Consider the following 22,541-nt stretch of genomic DNA (forward strand, 5'->3'; position numbering starts at 1 on the left):
ACAATGAGGCCGGTGACATGAGTCGCGCTCCGGGCCCCGTGATACACATCCGAGCCTTTGGCAGGATGCAACCATGACGGCAGCGTCCGTGCTCCCCGCCGCCGACGATGATCTGGCGCAGCGGCTGCTCCCGATTGTCATGGCGGACCCCGGGAAGGCCAAGCATCTCGCCGAGGCGGCGCTGCGTGACGCTCGTCGCGACGGCGACCCGGGCCGCGAGGCGGTGGCCCTGCGCGCCCTCGGCCTGGTGGCCCGCGCCCGCCACGACGCCGGCGGGGCCGCCCAGCACCTGCGCGCCTCGATGACCGTCGCCCGCCGGCACGGGCTCAAGGTCCACGAGGCCGAGGCCCGCATGAGCCACGCCCTGATCCTCGACGACCTCGGCCGCCCGAGCGCCGCCCTCAAGGAGATCGACCGGGCGGTCGCCGAGCTGCACGGCCACCGGCGCGCCCGCGCGACCATGCAGCGGGCCCTCATCCTGCGCCGGCTCGGCTTCGACCATCAGGCCATGGAGCTGTACCGAGGGGCCCTGCGCGCCTTCCGCACCACCGGCGACCAGGTCTGGGAGGCACGGACCCTCACCAACCGCGGCGTCCTGCACGGCTTCCGCGGCAATCTCAAGCAGGCCGAGGTCGACCTGCGCGCCGCCCAGGCGCTCTACAACCGGCTCGGCATGGCCACCGCCGCCGCCCAGGTGGAGCACAACCTCGGCTTCGTCGCGGCCCAGGCCGGCGATGTGCCCACCGCCCTGGCACGCTACGACCGGGCCCACGACCGGCTGTGGAGCACCGGCGTCGACGCGGTCAGCCTGCTCGACCGCGCCGACCTGCTGTTGTCGGTGCGGCTGCTGCCCGAGGCCGACGCCGCGATCCGGGCCGCCATCGACGCCTGCACCGACGGCCACCTCGACTCGGTGCTCGGCCAGGCCCACCTCATGCTCGCCCGGCACGGCCTCGCCGCCGGCACACCGGCCGAGTCGAAGACCGCGGCCGCCGCCGCGCGCCGGGTGTTCCAGCGCCAGGGGCGCAGCGTGTGGATGGCCCGCGCCCGGGTCGCCGAGCTCGCCGCCGTCGTCGCGCTCGGCAAGGCCAACCGCGGCACCCTGCGCGACCTGCGCACCGTCGCCGCGCACCTGCTCGAGGCCGGCTGGCTGCAGCCCGGCTGGGACGCGCTGCTCGACGCCGCCCAGCTCGCGGTCGACCTCGGCGAGCTCTACACGGCCCGTGAGCTGCTCACCGAGGCGGGCGGCGCCGCCAAGCTCGGCCCGGCCCCGCTGCGGGTGCGGTGGTGGCACATCCGCGCCCGCGTCGAGCTCGCCTCCGGCGCCGTCGCGGAGTCGGTGCGGGCGGCCACCTCCGGCCTGCGCCAGGCCGACGCCTACCGGGCCAGCCTCGGCGCCACCGAGCTGCGCGTGCGCGGCAGTGCGGAGACGGCGGCCCTGGCCGGCCTGCGGCTGCGGCTCGCCCTGGTCCACGGCGGACCGGCCTCCGCCCTGGCCTGGGCCCAGCGATGCCGCGCCGCCGCCCTCTCCCTGCCGCCGACGCACCCGTCCACCGACCCGGTCGTCGCCCGGCACCTGACCGAGCTGCGCCGGATCAACGGCGAGCTCGCCGCGGCACCCACGGGACCCCAGCGCACCAGCCGGCTGCTGCGGCGGCAGCGCGTGCTGGAGGCCGAAATCCGCCGCCGCTCGTGGCGTGCGCCCGGTTCTTCGCCCAACGCTGTGGAGTTGTCCCTCCCTACGCTGGCCACGGCGCTGGGGGAGCGGGTGCTCGTCGAACTGCTGGATATCGACGGGCGCCTGCATGCCCTCGTCGTGCGCGGGCGCAGGGTCACGCATCGCATCGTCGGCGAGATCGAGGCGGTGCGAGCCGAGCTGGAGTCGCTGAGGTTCGCCCTGCACAACCAGGTGCTGGGACACGCCGCGGGCGGCGAGCGACTCGAGCGGCGCGCCGAGGTCCTCGACCGGCTCCTGCTGGGTCCCCTCGCCGATCTGCTCGGCGACGGGCCGCTGGTCCTGGTGCCGACCGGAGCCCTCCACGCGCTGCCGTGGGGAATGCTACCCCGCCTCCGCGGACGCTCACTGACCGTCGCACCCTCCGCGACGATCTGGTTGCGCTGCGCGACCTCGTCCACTGTGGACGGCAAGCTGGTGCTGGTGGGAGCCCATTCGGCGGAGCAGGCGGCCGACGAGGTGCGGGAGATCGCCGCGGACCGCGCGGGCGCCACGGTGCTGGCCGGCGACCGGGCGCGGGTCGAGCCCGCCCTGACCGCGCTGGACGGGGCCGCGATCGGGCACATCGCCGCGCATGGGGAGTTCCGCGTGGACAACCCGTTGTTCTCGTTCCTCATGCTCGCCGACGGGCCGCTCACGGTGTACGACCTCACCGCCCTGCGGCGCCCGCCCGCCCTGCTGGTGCTGTCCGGCTGCGACACCGGCCTGGCCGCCGTGCACCCTGGCGACGAGCTCATGGGACTCGTGGCGGCGCTGCTCAACATGGGTACCGCCACCGTCATCGCATCCACCGGGCCCGTCGACGACGGGGCCACCCGCCACCTCATGCGCGCCTTCTACGGCCGGCTCGCCACGGGACTCGGCCCGGCCGCCGCGCTCGCCGCCGCTCAGGCCGCCGCCGGGCCGCGCGACCGGGCCAGCGCGGAGAGTTTCGTCTGCTTCGGCGCCGGCTGACCCTGGCCGAGTGAGCACGACATCACGCACAGTCGTGCCTAGGTGATCACTCTCGGAATTTGTCGGACCCCGGGCCTACGATGCCGAACGTGACCCGACGACGTGCTCGCATCCCGCTCACCGCCCTGGCGGTGCTGCTGATGCTGGGCGCGCTCGTGGCCTGGGGCGTCGGCGGGGCCCTCGGCCTGCGCTTCGACCGGGCCGCGATCCCGGTGGAGCGCTCCGCCGTCGCCGATGTCGGCCCGGCCGCGCCCGTCGCGATCGCGTCGATCTCGGTGCCCGCCTCGCCCCGGCTCAGCCTGGCCGCCGCGGCGGTCGCCGACGCTCTCGTGGCCCGCGGGAGTGCCCGGCCGGTGATCGGTGCCGACGGTCCGGCCGATGTAGCGGTACATGTGGATCAGTCCATTCCCGCGGGCTCCTACCGCCTCGACGAGCCCCTCGTGCTCACCGGCGGCGACGAGTCGGGCGCCGCCTCCGGGCTCTACGCGCTGGCCGACCGCATCCGCTCGGGCGAGCCGCCGCTGCCGGACGACCAGCGGGGCGAGGTCGTCACGCCCCGCCTCGGGCTGCGGCTCACCGACGCCGGCTCGGTCGGCCGCGAGCCCGACGTCGCCGCGTTCGCCGCGGGCACCGACTACTCGCTCAACACCGACGTCGTCGGTGGTGCCCTGCTGCCGGCCGCGCCGTGGGTCGACCAGGTCGCCGTCGAGCGGGTCTCCCGGCAGTTCCACCAGTTCGTCGAGCACTCGCTCGCACAGGGGTACAACGCCGTGGTCCTGCCCGGCTTCCTGGAATACATCGCGTTCAGCCGGGTCGGCGACGGGCACGCGGTCTATCCCCGCGACGACTCGCACGTCGCCCGCGCCGATGCGCTCACCGCCGCCTTCGCGCCCGTGTTCCGCTACGCCGCCGACATGGGCATGAAGGTCTACCTGCTCACCGACATGCTCGCGCTGTCGCCGCCGCTGCAGCGCTACCTGGAGCGGACCTACGGCGGCCTGAAGGTCGAGGATCCGCACTTCTGGCGGGTCTACGCGCTGGGCCTGGCCGAGCTCTTCGAGCGCATGCCGTTCGTCAGCGGGCTCATGATCCGCGTGGGCGAGGGCGGCGACGTCTACAAGCAGCCCGGCTGGGACTACGAGTCGAAGATCGCGGTCACCACCCCGCAGGCCGTGCGCACCATGCTCGGCACGCTGCTGGAGGCCGCGGGCGAGGCCGGCCGCGACATCATCTTCCGCACCTGGACCGTCGGCGTCGGCGCGGTCGGTGACCTGCACACCGACCCGGCCGCCTACGAGCAGGTCCTCGGCGACTTCGACAACGCGCACCTGATCGTGTCGACGAAATACACGCTCGGCGACTTCTACAGCCACCTGCCGTTCAACGCGACGCTGGAGGTCGGCGCGCAGCGGCGCATCGTGGAGTTCCAGTCGCGGCGGGAGTTCGAGGCGTTCGGCTCGCTGCCCAACGACCTGACCGGCCTGCACCAGCAGGCCCTGCAGCGCTTCCTCGCCGCCAACCCGCACGTCGAGGGCGTGTGGACCTGGACCCAGGACGGCGGTCCGCTGCGCGCCGGGCCGATGACACTCCTGCTGCGTTCGGGCTTCTGGCAGCTGTACGACCTCAACTCCTACGCCCTCGGCCGGCTCGCCTGGGACCCGGCGACCCCGCCGGCCCAGATCACCGCCGACTGGGCCCGGCAGACCTTCTCCGACGACCCGGCGACCGTCACCGCGATCTGCCGCATGATGTCGATGTCGCGCGAGGCGGTCACCAAGGGTCTCTACCTGGGCCCCTACGCCGACGACAAGGTCAAGGCGCTCGGCCTCGAACCCCCGCCGATGATGTGGATCTTCGAGTGGGACATCGTCACCGGCGACTCCGCGGCGCTGGACAGCATCTACGCCGTCAGCCGCGACCACCTCGAGCAGGCCATCGCCGAGGGCGACCGCGCCGTTGCCCTGGCCGCCTCGATGCACGAGACGATCGCGGCCACCGACCCGGTGTCGTGGCGCGACGCGACGCTGCGGGCGAAGCTCCTCGACACCCTCGCCTACGAGACGGACCTGTTCCGCACCCTCGGCGCCTATCGCACCATGGTCCTGCGGCACGCCCAGTGGCTCGACACCGGCTCGGCGTCGGCGCGCACGGCGTGGCAGGACGCGGAGGGCCGGTATCGCGCGGCCCACGACGCGCACGTGGCGCGCTACGGCGGGGACGTGGACCTGCCGGCGTACAACTTCACCGCCGCCGACATCGGTGCGACCCGCGCCGACCGCGACCCCCTGATGGCCGTGCTGGCCCGGATCCTGCTCGGCCTCGTGGTGCTCCTGCTGCTCGTCGGCGCCGTCGGGCGCTCCACCGGGATGCGCGCGCTCTGGCTCGGCGCGACCCGCCCGTGGCGCCTGGCCGATCTCGCGCCGCTGCCGAGCCGCCTCGACCGCCTGCTCGTGATCGCGATCCCGGTCGCCGCGCTCGTTCTGTCCCGGCTCGTCTACACGTGGTTCGCCGCGCCCGCCCACCTCGTGGTCAGCCTGGGCGGCTGGCTGCTGTTCGCCCTGACCGCGCGGGTGCTGGCCGGCCGCCGCGACCCGTTCCACCTGTGGGCCGCCATCGGTGGCGTGGCCATGCTGCGCACCGTGATCCTCCTGGCCGCCATGATCCTGCGCGGCCCCGGCGGCTACTGGTTCGCCTTCTGGGCCGACCCGGTGCGGCGCTCGGTGTACGTGTCCATCGCCTTCGCCGCGTTCGCATGGCTCTTCGTCGCCGTGGCCCTGGTCCTGCGCGACCGCTACTCGCTGCCCCGCCGGCGCGCGACGGCCGTGGTGCTGGCCGGCATCGGCATGCCCCTCGTCGTGCTGGGCGGCCTGGTGTCGGCCCTGGGCCTGGAGCGCTCCCTGACCATCTGGAACGACCAGATGGCGCTCCTGCCCTGGGGCTTGTCGCGGATCCTCGGCATCACCGTGTACCTGGGCATCCCCACCTTCCTGCCCGAGGCGGCGGTGGCCCTGGGCGCGGTCCTGCTCTGCGCGGCGGCCCTGCTGTCGTTGCGCCGCCGCTCGCGCGTCCCCTTCGAACCCCCGCGCCCGGCGCTCCCGGCGGGCCCGTCGGGCCGCCATTCCCGCAACGCCCCCGACCAGGCCGAGGAGGACTCGACGAGCGCCGCGCCGCTGCCGGCTCTGCCTTCCCGCCGCCCCGCCATCCCGCTGCCGTCCCGAATCCCGCGGCCAGACCAGGACCAGGATCACCGCCCCCGCCACGCGCTCTGACCCTGCGGCACGGCGCCACCCGCGGCCGTGGGCCCGCGGGCCGGCGGGGCGACCGCGACGTGGGGGCAAGCCTGCGCCGCCGCGCGGCTGTGGGGCGAACCCGTGCGGCGGGCCGGCGGGGCGAGATCGAGACGTGGGCGGGCCTGCACCGCTTCCACGAGCTCTGACGCCCGCCGCGCAGCCCACCTGCCGGCGCCAGGCTGCGGGACAAGGCGCGCCGCCGACCGGTGTCGCGGGATCGAGGCGTGGGGCGAGCCCGCACCGGATCGCGAGACCAGCAACTGTCGGCCGCGCAGCTACAAGTCGGGGAGATGCGCCTATTGGCTGAGGCGCGGGTTGTGCCCCGGCTTTCCGGTCGCGGCTTGCCCCGGCCGTGCGGCTGGTGGCGGCGATCGGCGGCTGCAGTGAGAGCCGGCGCCGTGAGGTTCGCGTGGTGGTCGCTGCCAACGGACATTTGGTGGTCCGGGTGGGCGGGCAGTGGGCCGCCGGGTCCGCGGACACGGTTTCTCATGTCCGCCAGCCCGGAGCATGCCGTGTCCGCTGGCTGTCGCTTCTTGGGGCGAAGGCTCCGGTGGCACCGGACGGCTGCGGCGAGAGGCCGGGTCCCAGGTTCACGCGGTGGCCGAACTGGGAGGTCTCGTCACGGGGTGGGCGGTCACCGCCTCGGAGGGCGTTCGCGAAATCGGTGGGGGATCAGCGGCGGGTGGCGGCTGTGGCAAGGGTCCAGGTCACGGCGTCCTCGGCCAAGGCGGCGGGGAGGGCGGGCCAGTGGCGGTCCTCGGCGTGCGCGCGCCAGCGAGCACCCGCCAGGCTTCCGCCCGCCGCGGCCGCCGCCGCTACCAGGGCCGGGGCGATCGGGTTGCTCCCCTCGCGCCGGGCGAGGGCGGCCGCGGCCAGGCCGGCGAAGACCGCGCGTCCGGCCAGGGGAGCGGCGGCCAGGCGACTCGGGGCGGCCGGCAGCTTGTCGAGCACGAACTCGCCGGCCGCCGCGGCGGCGGTTGCCAGCCGTAGGGCGCGGGAGCCGCTGCCGAAGGCCACGGCGGCGGGGGCCGCCAGGCTGCGGCCGCCGGAGGCGATGCCCAGCAGGGCGGAGCGTGCGATCAGCCACATGAGCGCGACGCTACCCGGCCCCTGCCTCGCGCAAACGCGATTCGTGGACCACGCCCCACGACACGGGCAGCGCCGCGCCGGGAGAAGACACAGCGGCACACCCGGACCCGGCCAACCAGCCGAGGGAGCGGTCGCGCGTCGAGCAGCATGCTCATACCGGCGCATGCACCACGGTCAGCGGCGGCGGGCCACGGCGGCGCCGGCCAGCAGGACCAGGCCCGCCCCGGCCGCCGCCAGCAGGCCGTGGTGCTGGGACGCCCACAGCTGCGGCGCGCGCCGGGTCGAGCGGTCGTCGAAGCCGCCGTGCGCGCCGAAGTCGGTGGTGCGGTCGGCGGGCTGCCAGAGGTTGCGCGGCTGGTTCGGGTTGCGGCGCTGCGAGGTCTGCTGCGAGTCGTACCCGGTCCGGGCCAGATACCGGTCCAGCACCCCGGGCATGAACTTGTCCGCGATGAGCGTGCCCACGGTGGAGGCGCCCACCCAGTACTCGCGGCGGCGCGGATGGTCCGCCGCGTACACCACGGCCTTGGCGGCGATCTCGGGCTGGTAGATCGGCGGCACCGGCTGGGCGTGCCGGCCCAGGCGGGACAGCACCCAGTCGAACTGCGGCGTGTTCACCGCCGGCATCTGCACCATCGTCACGTGCACGTTGCGCTTGTCGTGCAGCAGCTCGGCGCGCAGCGACTCGTGGAAGCCCTGGATCGCGTGCTTCGCCCCGCAGTACGCGCTCTGCAGCGGGATCCCCCGGTACGCCAGGGCCGAGCCGACCTGCACGATCGTGCCCCGGTCGCGGGGGAGCATGCGATCGAGGGCGGCGCGGGTGCCGTAGACGTAGCCGAGGTACGACACCTCCGTCACGCGCTTGAACTCGTCCGGCTCGATCTGCATGAACGGGGCGAAGACCGAGGTGAACGCGTCGTTGACCCACACGTCGATCGGGCCCAGCTCTTTCTCGACCCGGCTCGCCGCGGCGTCCACGGCACGCTGGTCGGCGACGTCGACGGGGATGGGCAGCGGCCGCCCGCCCAGCTCGCGCACGTCCTCGGCGGCCGCCTCCAGGCCGGCCTCGCCGCGGGCGAGCAGCGCGACGGAGGCCCCGCGCGCCGCGAACCGGCGCGCCACCGCGCGCCCGATCCCGCCGCTGGCCCCGGTGACGACAACGACCTGCCCAACGCCCTCATGCTCCATGAGCAACGGTTACCCGTCGCGAAACCGGGCCTAACAATCGGAGAGCGCTCTCCTGCGAAAGCCCAAGGTGTCTCCTTGACAGGAGCGACGACAAGGGGAACTCTTCAGAGAGCGCTCTCTCACCCCGAAGGGCGCTCAAGCCTTTCCGCCAATTCCGGGGCGAGCGCCGCCGTTGCGTGGACGACTACGCCCTGACCAAGACCCCCTGAGGGCGGGGGAGGCGAGGCCGCGCACACCAGTTGGCGGAGTGCGCGGCCTCGCTCTTTAGAACCGCTGCGGGGCAGCCCCGTACTGCAGCGCCTGCATGAACCGCGGGTCGGACTTGGGCACCTCGACGAACTGCCCGTCCTGCGACACGAACGCGCCCGCGACCGTCTGGGCCCCGCTGCGCGCCGCGACGATCAGGCCGACGAGGAACGCGACCAGGCCCAGCAGCAACATGATCGGCCCGATGTCGCCGTCGATGGTGGCGATGCCGACGGCGAACAGCACGATGCCGAGCCCGAGCACGGGCAGCCCGATGGCCAGGTTGCGGGAGCGGGCGGCCTTGCACTGCGCGCACCACGGCCAGGCGGGCGCCTGGACGGTCTTGCGCAGCACGGTCACCACGATGACGTACACGATGACGGCCAGCAGGATCAGCACCGGCGTCCAGGACGGCGGCTTCGAGATCAGCTTCATCCGCTTCATCTCGATCGCCGGCTCGCCGTGACGCGGGCAGACGTGCGGCAGATGGCCGTTGGCGACCTGCGCGGCGGGAATTCTGAGCATGCGCGGGAGGATCCCACGCCATCGGCCTGGTCGCCTCGGACGTTCGATCAGTTCAAGGTCGCCCGGTCGGCCGCCTCCCGGCCCGACTCCCAGCCCTCGCGGCTGTCGACCCGGCTCCCGCGCCCGCGCACGGTGCGCGGGAAGACGCGGGCCATCGTCTCGCGCACCTGCTGGTCCCGGGAGCGCAGCACCGGCAGCAGGTCGCTCGCCGCGGCCGCCTCCTCGATCGCCAGCTCCGTCGCGTGGGCCAGCCGCTCGCCGATGCGCACCGCGTACGCGACGAGGAACGACTGCCGGAACGCCTTGAGCCGCGCCCGGCCCGCCTTGCCGCCCGGCGGCTCGGACTTCGCCATGGCCCGCCCGGCCTGCACGAGCAGCGAGGTGTACAGCAGGTCGACGGCGTCGATGTCCGCGTCGAACCCGAACACCGTGGTGAAGCCGAGGTCGGGCGACCACACGGTGTGGCAGCGGTTCGCCTCCGCCACGGCGCTGAGCAGCGAGGCCTTCTCGCCCTCGTACGGGTGGTCGACCCCGATCCGCCGCGCGAACGGCACCACGTCGGCGCCGCCCTCGCGCCCGGCCAGCAGCGCCTCGTCGATCGCGTGGCGGGCGATGAGCTCCTGCGCCTTCGCCGTGTACGTCTCGGCCTCGGCCGGGTAGCCGGTCGACTCGGCCTTGGCCAGCAGCGCCCGCACCCGGTCGAGCAGCCGCTCGTCGACCCTCGACGCGCTGGGCTTCGGTTTGGGCGCAGACCCCGGCGGCGGTACCAGCACCTCGATCGAAGGCAGCTCGGCGAGCACGACGAGCAGGCCGACGAGATCGTCGACGACGGAGATCCGGTCGAGCCGCCGACGGGCCGTGAGCTCGGTGACATAGCGCGCGTCGGTGCTCCACCACACCTTCGCCGCGAGCTCGTCGGCCTGGGCGAGCCAGCGGTCGTCGACGGTTTTGCGGTCGTACCGCCGCAGCAAGCCGGCGATCCCGTCCACGACGGCGTGGGCGAGCAACGGCCGGTCGGTCCCGCCGCGGCGCACCACGGCCCGGTGCAGCTCGGCCGGCTGCCACCCGCCCCGCACGAGCCGGGCGACGGCGTCGGCGACCGCGGCGAACAGGGCGGGGTCGACCTCGGCGGCGGGGGCGACGGCGAGGAGGTCGAGCCCGTCGTCGTAGGCCACCGCCCCGCGCACGAGGTCGTCGATCTGCTTCACCGCGCCAAGGCTACTGGCCGAGTTTCGCGGGCTCGTACGCGTACAACCAGGCTGTGGCCCGCTCGTAGAACAACGGCACGAAGATCTTCATCATCGCGGCCCGCAGGCGGCGCCCGACCGGCCCGGCCGTCTTGGCGCCGCGGTTGTCCTCGGCCGTGCCCAGCACCTTCGCGATCCGGGGCCGCCGCTCGGCGTCGTAGCGGCGCAGGGCCCCCGCGATCGACGGCTCCGCCCGCAGGGCCGCGGCGAGCGTCAGCCCGTCCTCGACGGCCATGGAGGCGCCCTGCCCGGCCCCGACCGGGTGCGCGGCGTCCCCGATGATCACGATGCGCTCGCTGTGCCAGGTCGTGACCGGTTCGAGCACGTGCATGACGGTCGTGGGCTGCAGCGCGGTGGTCGCCGCGATGATCGCGGCCGGCGCCGTCTCCTCGCGGAAGGCCTCGGCCAGCGCGGCCAGCCGGTCGGCGTCGGCGACCCCGGCCCGCACCGGGGCGACCGGCGAGGCGACCTGGGCCGACCACCACACCTCGTCGCCGGCCCGCAGGTGCAGGAAGGCGCCGTTGCGGGCGAAGGTCAGGTTGAACACCCCGGGGTCGATCCCGCCCGGCTCGGACACGCCGGAGACCGAGTACAGCCCGGCGTACTGCGGCACCGGCGCGCCCGGGTCGAGCTGCCCGCGCACCGTCGACCAGATGCCGTCGGCGGCGACGAGCACGTCCGCGGTGTCGGTGGACCCGTCCTGGAACGTGGCCAGCACGCCCGTCCCGGTCTCGGCGACCCCGGTCAGCCGGGCGCCGGTGACGATCCGGGCGCCCGCCTCCGCCGCGGCCTCGCGCAGCACGGCGACGAGCCGGCCCCGCAGCAGCGACACGCTGCGCAGCGGGTCGCGCTCGCGCCGGCCGCGGGCCACGTCGGCGATGAGCATGCCCCCGGCCGACCACATCCGCTGCCGCTCGATCTCGAACCCGGCCCGCCGCACCGCGTCCAGGCACCCCAGCGCGTCGACGGCCCGCAGCCCGTTGGCGGCGAGGCTGATCCACGCCCCGACGTCGCCGGCCGGGTCCTCGTGAGCCTCGTAGACCGTCACGCCGGCCCCGATGCGCCGCAGCGCCAGCGCCGCCGTTGCCCCGCCCACCCCGCCCCCGATCACGATCGCCCGCATGGCTGCCCCTCCTTGGCTGAATTCCGATTCACTGAATCTGCCTTCGGTGAAAGTGTGTTCGGTAGCGTGGTGGCTGTCAACCCGCGGAAATCTGGAAGGATCACTGGCCATGACGCAGGGGGTACGCAAGGCGAGGGCCGCGCAGACCCGGGCCGCGCTGCTCGACGCGGCCCGCACGCTGTTCGGCGAGCGCGGCTACCTCAACACGAAGATCACCGACATCACCGCCGCCGCCGGCCGCTCGACGGGCTCGTTCTACGAGCACTTCGCGGACAAGGACGAGCTGCTGCGGGCGCTCATGGGCGACATCGAGGCCTCGGCCGACGAGCGCCTGGCCGCCGACGAACACTCCCGCGCACACCCCCGCGACCACGACCTGACCGACCGCGCCCAGCTGCGCGCGCACCTCGGCATCGCGTGGGGCGTGATGCGCCAGCACCGGGCGATCCAGGTGGCGATGTTCCAGTCGATGGTGGCCGACGACCCGGCCTCGGGCCGCTCCTGGCGCGACCTGACCGAGCAGACGGGCATCCTGCGTGAGCACCTCGAGTGGCTGCGCGAGCGCGGCCACCCCCTGCCGGGCGAGCCCGAGCTGCTCGCCGCGGGCCTGGGCGCGATGCTGGCCCTGGTGAGCTACGCCCTGCCGCCCGGCGGCGCCTACGACGACGAGCAGGTCGTCGACGCCTTCACGGACCTGCTGCTCAACGGGCTGGCGGGGCCGCTTCCTTTCACGGCGTCACCCGAACGTGATGCGGCGGGCTGAGGCTTGCCTGAAATCCAGCTTTAGCGCGCAGTCAGCGGACCCTCACGCGTGGTCCGATCCTCCCGTCGCAACCGTGAGCCGGGAGGGCCCGATGCACATGTCTCGCAGGCTCGCCGGGTGGCTCGCCGCCACCGGGGTGCTCGTCGCGCTGCCGGTCGCCGTCTGGGCCAACGCCGGCGCCGAGGCCGCCACCGACGCGCTGCTGTCGGCGGGCCGGCCGGTCGAGGCCTCCTCGGTGGAGTCGCCCGAGCTCGGCGCGGCCAACGCCGTCGACGGCGACGGCCGGACCCGGTGGGGCAGCGAGGAGGGCGCCGACCCGCAGTGGATCGCCGTCGACCTCGGCGCGCGGCACGCGATCGGCCGCGTCCGGCTGCGCTGGGAGACCGCGTACGGCCGGGCGTACGACGTGCAGACCTCGGACGACGGTACGACGTGGACCACGATCGCCGGTACGCGAGCCGGCGACGGGGGCACCGACGACCTGACCGGCCTGACGGGGGAGGGCCGCTACGTCCGCATGTACGGCACCGCCCGCGGCACCAGGTGGGGCTACTCGCTGTACGACTTCGACATCTATGGCACCGGCCCGGCCTCGGGCGACGCCCCCGCCCCGCGACGCCCCGGCCGCGCCTCGCAGGCGGCCCCGGTGATCACCTCCGGCGCCCCGCGCCCGTCGAGGCCCGCGACCGCCGGGACGGCCACGGCGACACCCTCGGGCACCGGCCTGGCGGATCCGCGCAAGAAGGAGATCGCGATGCAGCTGGTCTCCTCGGCCGAGAACTCGAGCCTGGACTGGAAGGCCCAGTACCGCTACATCGAGGACATCAACGACGGCCGCGGCTACACCGGCGGCATCATCGGCTTCTGCTCCGGCACCGGCGACATGCTGGACCTCGTCGAGGCGTACACGTCCCGCGTCCCCGGCAACCCCCTCGCGCGGTTCCTGCCCGCGCTGCGCAAGGTCAACGGCACCGACTCCCACGCCGGCCTCGACGGCTTCCCCGAGGCCTGGCGCTCGGCCGCGGCCGACCCCGAGTTCACGAAGGCCCAGGACGACGAGCGCGACCGCGTGTACTTCAACCCCGCCGTGACCCAGGCGAAGTCCGACGGCCTCGGCGTGCTCGGCCAGTTCGCCTACTACGACGCGATGGTCATGCACGGCCCCGGCCCGGACGCGGACAGCTTCGGCGGCATCCGCAAGGCGGCGCTGGCCAGGGCGAAGTCCCCGGCCCAGGGCGGTGACGAGCCCGCCTTCCTGGCCGCGTTCCTGGACGCGCGCGCCGCGGCCATGCGCACGGAGGCCGCGCACAGCGACACGAGCCGCGTGGACACCGCCCAGCGCCAGTTCCTCAGGGACGGCAACCTGGACCTGCACACGCCGCTCGCGTGGAAGGTCTACGGGGAGAGCTACCGCATTCCGTAGGGTCCATGACTCGGGTCCGCGTCACGATCTGACCGTTGCTCCCGCCAGACAAATGGGCGGGCCCGAGGGCCTTCGGCCGGAGGGGCCCGCCCAGCCAGGCCCGCGGTGCCAAGGGCCGGCGCCCTCCTACCCGCACCGAACAGTCGAACCGGATATGTCGGGCGCTGGCGCGCCACGACATATCCGACATTTCGGATATACGCGCAAGGTCGTATTCAGCGCCTTCTGCGGCTGACCGCGCGGGAACCTGCGGCCACACGCTCTCGCCGCGCGCGGGGCTTCGACAGGTCGCGCCGGGTGCGGGCCGCGGTCGGTCGCGCCGAGCGTGGACCGCAGTTGGTTCCGCCAAGTGCGGTCCGCGAGGTTAATCGCGCCGAGCGTGGCAGGTCGCGCCGAGTGCGGGCCGCGCGGTTGGCCGCGCCGTGCGGGGCCGCGCAGTCGGTTGCGCCGTCCGCGGGCCGTGTCCGAGCGTGGGCCGTGTCCGAGCGTGGGCCGTGTCCGAGCGTGGGCCGTGTCCGAGCGTGGGCCGTGTCCGAGCGTGGGCCGTGTCCGAGCGTGGGCCGTGTCCGAGTGCGGGCCGTGTCTGAGTGCGGGCTGTGTCTCAGTGCGGGCCGTGTCCGAGCGCGGGGGCCGTGTCCAGGTGCGGGCCGTTGCTGAGCGCGCGCCGTGGGCCCGAGTTCGCGCCGCGTGTCCGGGCCGTGGCCGGCCGTATGGCGTGCCAGGCCGCCGGTGGCCACCCAGCGCATCGACCCCGTCCCGGGCCGTGATCGGCAAGCGCCGGGCGCCCCTTTGCACGGGTGCGTACGATCGCTGGCGTGGCGCTGGCGATCTTCGATCTCACTGCATCCCCGCGCGCGGCGAACGTGGCCGCGCGCCGGGCCCGGCTCGGTGCCGGCGGGTGGCCGCAATGAGCGCCCCCGGACCCCTCGAGCTGTGCGCCGAGGCGCTCGCCACCGCCCGCGTGCAGGGCCTGAGCGCCGACGCCCCGATCCACGCCCTCGCCGCCACCCTGGGCGCCGAGTTCGCCGAGCACGCGGGCCCCGACGGCATGTACCGCGACTTCGGCGACGTCGAGGTCCACTACGAGCGCCTCGGCCCCGACGAGCCGTGGCAGGGCCGCTTCCTGGTCGTACGGGCCGACCGGCTCCCGGCCCGGGTCCGCCTCGACGACCTCCGGGAGGAGCTGCGCCGGGCCGGCCAGAGCCTGGTCCAGCTGCCCGCGACCCGGGCCGGCGTCACCGACCAGACCCTGCGGGCGCCCCTGAGCGGCTCGACCGTCACCGCCGCCGACGACGGCACCGTCATCGCGATCGCCGCGCCCGTCTGGCCCGTGCCCGACCTCCCGGCCCTGCCCGAGGCTCGCTGGCGCGCGGTCTGCGAGAGCCTGTCCCTGCTGCTGCCGCTCTCGCGCACCGAGCGCGCCGAGTGGCTCGCCGACCGGGTCCCGGACACCTCCGAGGCCGCCGACTGGTGGACCTCCCTGCTGCACCCGCTCGCCACCCTGCGCTTCGGCGACCCCGACCACGCGGCCGACTGGGCCGGCCTGGAGCTGTGGCTGCTCGACCAGGCCGCCGACGCGGGCGCCTGGCCCCGCGAGGAGTGGGTCTGGCGCTGGATGTGGTTCGTGCGCAGCCTGACCGCCCGCGCCGCCAGGCCCCACGCCGCCGACCTGACCCGGCTGAGCCTGGGCCACCTGCCGATGACGGTCGCGCAGCTGCACGCCCTGCCCCCGGACTGGCGCGCCCTGACCGCCGCCGACCTGCGCCGGGCCCGGACCGCCCGCGCCCTGCTGTCCGTCGCCACCGCCTACGGCGCGAGGGTCATGGGCTGACCTCGGCGCGGCGATGCCCTGGTGCCGGCGGCCCGGCCGGCCCCGGAGGCTCGGCCGGCTGTGCGAACAGGTACGCCGCGCACAGCACGAGCACCACCGCGATGGTCGCCAGCAGTGCCTGGTAGCCGGTCACGGCGATCAGCCCGGCCCCGAGCGCGATCGACGCGGTCTGCGGCACGGTCACCGCCATGGTCGCGGCCGCGAAGACCCGGCCCTGCATCCGGTCGGGCGTGGCGCGCTGCAGGCGGGTGGTGAACCCGACCGTCAGCCAGGGCAGGCTGATGCCGAACAGCGCGGCTCCGGGCAGTACCGCCGCATGGTTCGCAACCGCCTGCAGCAGTGCCCCCGCCGCCCCGGCCAGCATGCCCGCGGCCATCAGGCGCGCCTCGCCCAGCCGCCGCGCCAGCGGCGCCGCGCTCGGCCCGCCGACCAGCGCCCCCGCCCCCTGCACGGCGGCGAGCACCCCGACGAACGCGGGGGAGCGGTGCAGGCCCTGCTCGGCGACCGCGAACACGGTGGTCTCGGCGAAGCCGAAGACGCACAGCGCGCCCGCCGCCGCCAGCACCACGGCCCGCAGCCGGGGCGAGCGGGCGATGAACCCGAGGCCGCCGCCCCCGCCCGTGAACCGCTCCGGCCGCCGCTCCTCGACCCGCAGGCGCAGCAGGCAGGCGATCGGCACGGCGCAGCTGACCACGTCGATCAGCACCGCCGCCTTCGGCCCGGCCGCCACGAACAGCCCGGCCCCGAGCAGCGGCCCGACCAGGCGCAGCGTCTCCTGGGCGGTGCGCAGCAGGCCGTTGGCGTCGGCGAGCAGGTCGCGGGGGACGATCGAGACCAGCAGGGCGGACTGGGCCGGGGTGAGCAGGGTGTACGCCGCGCCGCACAGCGCCATCGAGCAGTACACGAGCCAGATCCGGCGCGGGCCGTCCACCGCCAGCAGCGGCAGCACGGCCGCCCCCGCCGCGGCGTTGGCCCAGATGAGCAGCGAGCGCCGGCGGAACCGGTCGACCAGGGCCCCGGCCACGGGTCCGAGCAGCGCCGGGGCGGTGAAGCAGAGGAACACCAGCCCGGCCGCCGCGTTGCTCCCGGTGAGCGTCTTGACCCACACGCTCATGGCCAGCCACAGGGTCGAGTCGCCGAGCAGTGACACCGTCTGCCCGAGCAGGTACGTCCGGGCCGCCGGCACGGCGAGCACGCGCCTCACCCGCGCGCGTCCTCGATCGGCATTACTCGATGGACGCGCGCGGAGCGCGATCTGTCAACCGCTACGGGTCACCGGCGCCGGCCGCTAGAGCGAGCGGACGTCCCACATCCACAGGCCGCCGGTGTTGGTGCCCGGGCCGTAGAGGGCGGTGAGCGTGGTGCGCACCGCGGTCCACTGCGCGCCCTCCGGGGCCAGGATCAGCGACGTGTGCCAGTACCGCAGATCCTCCCGCGCCCGCGCCCGGTCGGCGTCGGTGACCGGCGGCGCCGTCTGCTGGTACATCGCCTGCGTGAAGAGCCGGTCGGTCGGCCGCAGCACCGGCCCGACGAAGGCGTGGTGGCCGGTGACGCCGTCGGCGGGACCCAGGAAGTACCCGTGCGAGACCTTCATGTTCGTGTTGGTCGATCCGGTCCAGAAGATCGCCGTCGGGAAGTCCCACTGCGGCAGCGGCACGATGAGCACCGTCTGATCCGCGCCGACGTACTGCTTCCACGTCCCCGCCGCCACGAACTGCGGGATCGCGGGCCGCGTCACGACCTTGATCGGCATCGGCGCGGCCGGCACCAGCGCCGCCGCGAGCGCCGTGACCAGGAACAGCCGCCGCGTGCGCACCGGTAGCCCGCGCAGGTCGATCAGCCGCTGCACGCCGATCGCGAGGATCGGCACGACCGCCCAGTTCGTGACCTCGCCGAGCCGGGTCGGCAGCAGCGTGTCGAACAGCGGCAGGTGCTGCAGCACCCAGAACGGGCCGGGCACGCCGGTGTCGCGGCCCTGGAACTGCAGCGGGGTGCCCCAGGCCAGCATCTGGAAGCCCAGGCCGGTGATCGCCAGGCAGCGCACCAGCACGTCGTGCCACTGCCAGATGACCAGCGCGACCAGCAGCAGCACCAGGGCCCAGCCGAGGTAGCCGTGCTCCTCCGCGCCCAGCGGCGGCGGGGGCTCGCCGAAGCGGCGCAGGCGCTCGGCCACGCTGTTGCTGCCGTACGACGTCATGCCGAGCACGTCCATGCGGAACGTGGTCATGTACTTTTCGCCGCCGTTGTACGCGCCCGGGCCGAAGAACTGGAACCACAGCGGGTAGGCGAGCACCACGATGGAGGCGCCCAGGGTCACGCCGAGCCCGGCCGCGAGCGGCCGGAGCGCGGCCCGCACCCGGTCGCGGCGCTGCACCGCGTAGAGGATCAGCACCGCCCCGATCGCGAGCGCGGCCAGGAACAGCGTCTCCTCGTTGATGAAGACCTGGTAGACGACGAGCGCGGCCAGGATCAGCCCGTTGCGCACGGGGCGGCCCTCGAGCAGCTTCAGGGAACGCCAGGCCAGCAGCGGTACCAGGAACTGCGCGACGAGATTCACGTGGTAGGACGCGTGCGAGGTCACCGCGGGCGCGAACCCGCCGACGAGCCCGCCGACCCAGGCGGCGGTCCGGCCGGCGACCAGGTGCCGGGACAGCACCCAGTACCACGCGGCCGCGGTCCCGGCGATGCCGAGCACGATCAGGATGTCGAACGTGACCTGCGGCCCGAACAGCAGCGTGATCGGCGAGAGGGGCAGCCCGAGGCCGAGGACGCTCGTGTTGGCCATGCCGTTGACGCCGAGGGGCGCGTTGTACTGCACGATGTGGAACGGGTTCTCGCCGTGCGAGACCACCCGGGCCGACCAGGCCAGGAAGTATTCGGCCTGGGCCCGGTCGCCGGGGCTGATCGGCATCCGCCGGCCGTAGTGGGCCAGGATCGGCGCGACCACGAACAGCGCGCCCAGCAGGTAGCTGCCGAGCGCGAGCAGGTCGGCCCGGCGGCTGGACGTCCGCGTGGTGGTGATGGCGGCGATGCTGTCCGATTCCTCGCTGGTCTCCTGCGGCACTCTGCCGCGCTGTCGCACGAGCCTGCCGGTGGCAGGTGCGGTCGTGTCGTCCGTGTCGTCAGAACCGGCCGTACCCGTCAACATCGCGTGACAATATCAGCGGGGCGGATCCGGGAACCCGGACCCGCCCCGCGTCGTTCGCCGCCGCTGAACGGCCGCTACCTACCGGCCGCGCTCGGTGTAGGTGATCGTCGGCATGGGCACCGGCTGGGTCCCGAACGTGTCGGTCGGGACCGGCACGGGGTTGCCGAACGTGTCGGTCGGCGCCGGCAGCGGGATTGGGTTGCCGTTGATGTCGGTCGGCACCGGCACCGGGTTGGTCGTGTCGGTCGGCACCGGACCCGGGTTCAGCGTGTCGGTCGGCATCGGCACGGGCAGCGTGTCCGTCGGCTGCGGCACCGGGTTGCCGAACGTGTCGGTCGGCACCGGCATCGGCGCGGTGGTGCAGGTGTCCGTCGGCGCCGGCACCGGGGCCGTCACCGTGCCGGTCGGCAGCGGGGTCGCCGTGTCGGTCGGCTGCGGGTTCACCGTGTCGGTCGGCGCCGGCACGACGTCCCCGCCGAAGGTCGGCGTCACGCCCGGCATGGTGGTCGCGGTCGGGTCCGGGATCGGGTCCTGCGTCGGCAGCGTCGACGGAGTCTCCTCCACCGCGCCCGCGGGACCGCTCGGCGTGTCGAAGGCGCCCGGCGGAATGATCACCGAGGCGCCCGGCGCGGGCAGGCTCGGCGGCATGACGATCGTGCCGCCCGGGTTGGGCATCCCGGGGTTGCCGAACGTGTCGGTCGGGCACGGCGTCGCCGTGGCGGTGGGCGCGCCCGGGTAGGCCGTCGTCCACGCGCTGAGCGCGGGGTCCGGCGTCATGGTCCCGGCCGCGCGCACCCCGCCGGGCACGGTCTGCGCGTCGGCCCCGGTCTGGTGGACAACGCCGGCGGTCAGCACGGCGAGGAAGCTGGCGGCCCCGACCGCGACCGGCAGTCGCCGTTTGCTCTTGCTGGCAGGCATTGGGTGAAACCCCCGTTGGTCTCGGTAGCAGTCACCCTATGTTTACCCATCGCTACTCCTTGTAGTCAGAAAACGAGGATCTTTGCGCCGTTCGTCGCGCGTGCTGGTCGACGCCACACGGTCGCGGCCGCGCACCTTGGCGTCGTACAGGGCCCGGTCGGCCGCGGCCAGCAGCGCCTCGGCGGTGGGTGCCGGCAGGTCGGCGGTGGTGGCGAGGCCGATGCTGAGCGTGGGCAGCCCGTCGGGCAGGTCCGAGCCGCTCGCCACGTGCGCGCGCACCTGCGCCGCCACGGCCCGGGCGCGCTCCTCGGCGCCGGCGACCACGACCGCGAACTCGTCGCCGCCGAGCCGGGCGGGGCAGTCGCCGGGCCCGGCCGCCGCGCGCAGGGCCGCGCCCACGCGGGTGAGGACGGCGTCGCCGGTGCCGTGCCCCCAGGTGTCGTTGATCGTCTTGAAGTGGTCGACGTCGATGATGAGCAGGGCGCGCTCGGCCCCGGCGTGCAGCGCCCGGCCCAGGTCCAGGTCGAACGCGCGCCGGTTGGGCAGCCCGGTGAGCGGGTCGGTGAGCGCCTGCTCCTCGAGCCGGGTGACCAGGGCCTCGGACCGGGCCTGCAGCTTCGACACGACGATCGTGGACACGGCGTAGGCGGTCACGAGCGCGGCGATGTCGGTGACGGCGGTCACGTCGGACTTGATCCAGAAGGTCACCACGGCGTCGGTCAGGCTGGCCACGGCGAGCAGGACGTACATGACGTCGCGGCGGACGAAGGTCGCGGCGTACAGCAGGGGCCACAGGAAGTACAGGTGCGCGCTGACGCTCACGTCCCGCGTGACGAGGTTCAGGACGCCGATCAGCAGGACCGCCAGGAACGGCACGATCACCCAGAACGGCTCCGGCACCCGCTGCGGGGCCAGCCGGCACAGCGCGCCCGCGGCCACCATGGCCCCGGCCACGGCCTCGGTGGTCAGCACGCCGAGCGTCGATCCGCCCGCGAACCCCGGCACGAGCAGCGCGCAGGCGCCGACGACCGAGCCGCCGGCCATGAGGAAGTACGCCACCGCCCGCGTCGCCGCCACCCGGTCGCGCGCGTGGATCAGGGGCCGGACCGCCGCGCGCCACACCGAATGCCGATCGGCGGCCAGGGTGCGAAGCTGAGCGTTCGCCCACTATCAGACACCGGGTGTAGCGAGGGCCGACTATGCTGCGCGGGGTCTTCAGTGTGCCGAGGAGCTTTCATGTCTGACCCCTACGCGCCCCAGCCGAACTACGACCCCTATGGCCAGCAGCAGCCCTCCTATGGCCAGGGATACGGCCAGGGCTATGGCCAGCAGCCCCCGGCGTACGACCAGGGGTACGGGCAGCAGCCGCCCTCCTACCAGCAGCCCCCCGCGTACCAGCAGCCCCCGTCCTACGACCAGGGCTATGGCTACAACCAGCCGCCGCCGCTCTACACGCCCCCGCCCAAGAAGAAGGGCAACGGCCTGCTGATCGGCCTGGGCATCGCCGCGATCGTGGTCGTCCTGTGCGGCGGCGTCGGCGCGGTCGCCTACGTCAACCTGAACAAGAACGACGAGGCGAAGACCCCGACGGCCTCCTCGACGACCGAGAGCGCGAAGCCGCAGGCGTCGGCCGGCCCGACCCGGACCACGAGCGCCCCGAAGACCCCGAAGGTCACGCTCACCGACCCGGCCACCATCGGCAACTGGAAGAAGCAGTCCAACCAGGACCAGGCCAAGACGATGAGCCAGCAGATGACGGACGCCGGCGTGCAGAACCCGTTCGCCGCGCAGTACCAGAACACCCAGAAGAGCTCGCAGGTCGTCGTGGCCTGGGGCGGCACCGGCTCGGGGTTCAGCATCGGCGGCCCGGACAAGCAGCTCAAGGACTTCTTCGACGGCGCCTTCAAGTCCCTCGGCGGCACCGGCAGCGACTCGACCCCGTTCGACCCGGGCAAGCTCGGCGGCAAGGCCGAGTGCCAGAAGACGGACGCGACCGGGGTGACGCTGTCCATCTGCGCCTGGGTGGGCACCGACGCGCTGCTGGCCTTCATGTTCAACCCCATGGAGCCCTCGGCCGCGGCCATCCAGGCGAAGCTCATGCTCCAGTCGATGGCCGTCACGGGCTAGGTCCTGACGTTGAGCGCCGCCTCCGCGATCCGCAGCCCCTCCTCGGGGCCGATCCCGGAGGCGGCGACGACGGCCGCGAACTCCTCGGCCGCCCGCCGCACCCGCTCCAGCGCCGCCTGCCCGGCCGCGGTCACGTAGGAGCCGGCCCGGCCGCGCGTCTCGATCAGCCCGGCGTCCTCCAGCTCGCGGTACGCGCGGGCGACGGTGTTCACGGCGAGCCCCAGCTCGGCGGCGAGGCTGCGGATCGTCGGCAGCCGGGTGCCCACGGCGAGCGAGCGGTCCCGGATGCGGGCCGCGACCTGCAGCCGCAGCTGCTCGAAGGGCGGCACCGCCGACCCCGCGTCGATGACGAACATCACGCCAGTATCACGCCAATATCCCGGCCAGCACGACCTCCGTGAGCCGCGTCGCCGCCTCGGGCACCGCACCGACCCCCGCGATCCCCATGAGCCCGGCCCGCACGTCGCGCACCGTCAGCCCGTCGCGCACCACGCCGGCCCGGACCGCCCGCGCGACGAGCGCGTCGAGCTGCGCGGCATGGTCGGCCCGCTGTGCGGGAAAACGCCGCAGCAGTACCTCCCCCAGCCCGCCGGCCGCGACCCGCCGCCCCGCGAACCCCCGCACCACCAGCTCCAGCCCCGCCCGGGGATCGGCCTGTCCCACCGCCGCCCGCAGGTCCCGCTCGCACCCGGCGACGAGCTCGTCCAGCACCGCGTCGACGAGCTCCCCGCGGCTGGGGAAGTGCCGGTAGACGGTCGCGACCCCGACGCCCGCGGCCCGCGCCACCGCCCGGGTCGGCACGTCCAGCCCGCCGGCCCCGAACGTCGCCCGCGCCCCGGCCACGATCCGGTCGCGGTTCTCCAGCGCGTCCGCGCGCCGTTTCCGAGTCACTTGCGAGTCCAAGGCACTCACTTCCGGCCGGTGCGGCGGGGACGTG

17 protein-coding genes are annotated in these 22,541 nt (G+C 74.4%); 6 read left to right on the plus strand and 11 right to left on the minus strand.

The window, feature by feature from the left end; genetic code table 11:
* Positions 1 to 73 precede the first annotated feature (73 nt).
* Together AC6JBM_RS54175 and AC6JBM_RS54180 are read left to right on the plus strand one after the other, a co-directional pair.
* Positions 74 to 2,689, plus strand: a complete 2,616-nt coding sequence (locus AC6JBM_RS54175) for a CHAT domain-containing protein (RefSeq protein ID WP_497981255.1) — start codon at positions 74 to 76, stop codon at positions 2,687 to 2,689.
* 89 nt (positions 2,690 to 2,778) lie between these two features.
* The gene (locus tag AC6JBM_RS54180; RefSeq protein ID WP_497981256.1) at positions 2,779 to 5,958 is read left to right on the plus strand and encodes a hypothetical protein; all 3,180 of its coding nucleotides are present in this window, start codon (positions 2,779 to 2,781) and stop codon (positions 5,956 to 5,958) included.
* A gap of 693 nt (positions 5,959 to 6,651) precedes the next feature.
* Here AC6JBM_RS54180 and AC6JBM_RS54185 read toward each other — a convergent pair.
* From AC6JBM_RS54185 to AC6JBM_RS54205, 5 genes are all read right to left on the minus strand, one after another.
* Entirely contained in the window at positions 6,652 to 7,068 is a 417-nt protein-coding gene (locus tag AC6JBM_RS54185) for a hypothetical protein (protein WP_497981257.1), read from the minus strand.
* A 174-nt stretch (positions 7,069 to 7,242) separates the two neighbouring features.
* Positions 7,243 to 8,253, minus strand: coding sequence for an SDR family oxidoreductase (locus AC6JBM_RS54190; protein WP_497981258.1), 1,011 nt, complete (start codon positions 8,251 to 8,253; stop codon positions 7,243 to 7,245).
* 264 nt (positions 8,254 to 8,517) lie between these two features.
* Positions 8,518 to 9,024, minus strand: coding sequence for a hypothetical protein (locus tag AC6JBM_RS54195; RefSeq protein ID WP_497981259.1), 507 nt, complete (start codon positions 9,022 to 9,024; stop codon positions 8,518 to 8,520).
* A gap of 47 nt (positions 9,025 to 9,071) precedes the next feature.
* A complete protein-coding gene (locus AC6JBM_RS54200) occupies positions 9,072 to 10,232 on the minus strand; it encodes a DUF2786 domain-containing protein (RefSeq protein ID WP_497981260.1) in 1,161 nt (386 codons plus the stop codon).
* A gap of 10 nt (positions 10,233 to 10,242) precedes the next feature.
* Complete coding sequence (locus AC6JBM_RS54205; RefSeq protein WP_497981261.1) at positions 10,243 to 11,394, minus strand: FAD-dependent oxidoreductase; 1,152 nt, start codon at positions 11,392 to 11,394, stop codon at positions 10,243 to 10,245.
* 109 nt (positions 11,395 to 11,503) lie between these two features.
* Here AC6JBM_RS54205 and AC6JBM_RS54210 point away from each other — a divergent pair, with 109 nt between their 5' ends.
* From AC6JBM_RS54210 to AC6JBM_RS54220, 3 genes are all read left to right on the plus strand, one after another.
* Positions 11,504 to 12,157, plus strand: coding sequence for a TetR/AcrR family transcriptional regulator (locus AC6JBM_RS54210; protein WP_497981262.1), 654 nt, complete (start codon positions 11,504 to 11,506; stop codon positions 12,155 to 12,157).
* Positions 12,158 to 12,254: 97 nt separating this feature from the next.
* Positions 12,255 to 13,580 (plus strand): chitosanase, encoded by a 1,326-nt coding sequence (locus AC6JBM_RS54215; RefSeq protein ID WP_497981263.1) that lies wholly within the window; start codon positions 12,255 to 12,257, stop codon positions 13,578 to 13,580.
* 907 nt (positions 13,581 to 14,487) lie between these two features.
* Positions 14,488 to 15,411, plus strand: coding sequence for a hypothetical protein (locus tag AC6JBM_RS54220; protein ID WP_497981264.1), 924 nt, complete (start codon positions 14,488 to 14,490; stop codon positions 15,409 to 15,411).
* Here the strand turns inward: AC6JBM_RS54220 and AC6JBM_RS54225 are convergent.
* The 4 genes from AC6JBM_RS54225 to AC6JBM_RS54240 all read right to left on the minus strand — a co-directional run bounded on the left by AC6JBM_RS54225 (position 15,401) and on the right by AC6JBM_RS54240 (position 20,599).
* Positions 15,401 to 16,615, minus strand: coding sequence for an MFS transporter (locus AC6JBM_RS54225; RefSeq protein WP_497981265.1), 1,215 nt, complete (start codon positions 16,613 to 16,615; stop codon positions 15,401 to 15,403). The genes AC6JBM_RS54220 and AC6JBM_RS54225 overlap by 11 nt on opposite strands.
* Positions 16,616 to 16,699: 84 nt before the next feature.
* Complete coding sequence (locus AC6JBM_RS54230; RefSeq protein WP_497981266.1) at positions 16,700 to 18,475, minus strand: DUF6311 domain-containing protein; 1,776 nt, start codon at positions 18,473 to 18,475, stop codon at positions 16,700 to 16,702.
* A 162-nt stretch (positions 18,476 to 18,637) separates the two neighbouring features.
* On the minus strand, positions 18,638 to 19,477 hold the full coding sequence (locus AC6JBM_RS54235; protein WP_497981267.1) for a hypothetical protein: 840 nt from the start codon (positions 19,475 to 19,477) through the stop codon (positions 18,638 to 18,640).
* A gap of 42 nt (positions 19,478 to 19,519) precedes the next feature.
* Complete coding sequence (locus AC6JBM_RS54240; RefSeq protein WP_497981268.1) at positions 19,520 to 20,599, minus strand: GGDEF domain-containing protein; 1,080 nt, start codon at positions 20,597 to 20,599, stop codon at positions 19,520 to 19,522.
* Between the two features lie 114 nt (positions 20,600 to 20,713).
* On the opposite strand from AC6JBM_RS54240, the gene AC6JBM_RS54245 reads away from it, so the two are divergent.
* Positions 20,714 to 21,604 carry a hypothetical protein gene (locus AC6JBM_RS54245; RefSeq protein WP_497981269.1) on the plus strand — a complete coding sequence of 297 codons (891 nt, stop codon included), beginning with the start codon at positions 20,714 to 20,716 and terminating at the stop codon, positions 21,602 to 21,604.
* On the opposite strand, the gene AC6JBM_RS54250 is transcribed toward AC6JBM_RS54245, so the two are convergent.
* Together AC6JBM_RS54250 and AC6JBM_RS54255 are read right to left on the minus strand one after the other, a co-directional pair.
* The gene (locus AC6JBM_RS54250) at positions 21,601 to 21,960 is read right to left on the minus strand and encodes a GntR family transcriptional regulator (protein WP_433078458.1); all 360 of its coding nucleotides are present in this window, start codon (positions 21,958 to 21,960) and stop codon (positions 21,601 to 21,603) included. The genes AC6JBM_RS54245 and AC6JBM_RS54250 overlap by 4 nt on opposite strands.
* Positions 21,961 to 21,970: 10 nt before the next feature.
* The gene (locus AC6JBM_RS54255) at positions 21,971 to 22,495 is read right to left on the minus strand and encodes a TetR/AcrR family transcriptional regulator (protein WP_497981270.1); all 525 of its coding nucleotides are present in this window, start codon (positions 22,493 to 22,495) and stop codon (positions 21,971 to 21,973) included.
* Positions 22,496 to 22,541: the final 46 nt, after the last annotated feature.

Source organism: Dactylosporangium thailandense (genome assembly GCF_059739745.1).

Bases quoted from the DNA above. Each gene is read 5' to 3' on its own strand.
- AC6JBM_RS54175 (WP_497981255.1), top strand. From the start codon at position 74: ATGACGGCAGCGTCCGTGCTCCCCGCCGCCGACGATGATCTGGCGCAG.
- AC6JBM_RS54185 (WP_497981257.1), bottom strand. From the start codon at position 7,068: ATGTGGCTGATCGCACGCTCCGCCCTGCTGGGCATCGCCTCCGGCGGC.
- AC6JBM_RS54190 (WP_497981258.1), bottom strand. From the start codon at position 8,253: ATGGAGCATGAGGGCGTTGGGCAGGTCGTTGTCGTCACCGGGGCCAGC.
- AC6JBM_RS54195 (WP_497981259.1), bottom strand. From the start codon at position 9,024: ATGCTCAGAATTCCCGCCGCGCAGGTCGCCAACGGCCATCTGCCGCAC.
- AC6JBM_RS54205 (WP_497981261.1), bottom strand. From the start codon at position 11,394: ATGCGGGCGATCGTGATCGGGGGCGGGGTGGGCGGGGCAACGGCGGCG.
- AC6JBM_RS54210 (WP_497981262.1), top strand. From the start codon at position 11,504: ATGACGCAGGGGGTACGCAAGGCGAGGGCCGCGCAGACCCGGGCCGCG.
- AC6JBM_RS54215 (WP_497981263.1), top strand. From the start codon at position 12,255: ATGTCTCGCAGGCTCGCCGGGTGGCTCGCCGCCACCGGGGTGCTCGTC.
- AC6JBM_RS54220 (WP_497981264.1), top strand. From the start codon at position 14,488: ATGAGCGCCCCCGGACCCCTCGAGCTGTGCGCCGAGGCGCTCGCCACC.
- AC6JBM_RS54235 (WP_497981267.1), bottom strand. From the start codon at position 19,477: ATGCCTGCCAGCAAGAGCAAACGGCGACTGCCGGTCGCGGTCGGGGCC.
- AC6JBM_RS54245 (WP_497981269.1), top strand. From the start codon at position 20,714: ATGTCTGACCCCTACGCGCCCCAGCCGAACTACGACCCCTATGGCCAG.
- AC6JBM_RS54250 (WP_433078458.1), bottom strand. From the start codon at position 21,960: ATGTTCGTCATCGACGCGGGGTCGGCGGTGCCGCCCTTCGAGCAGCTG.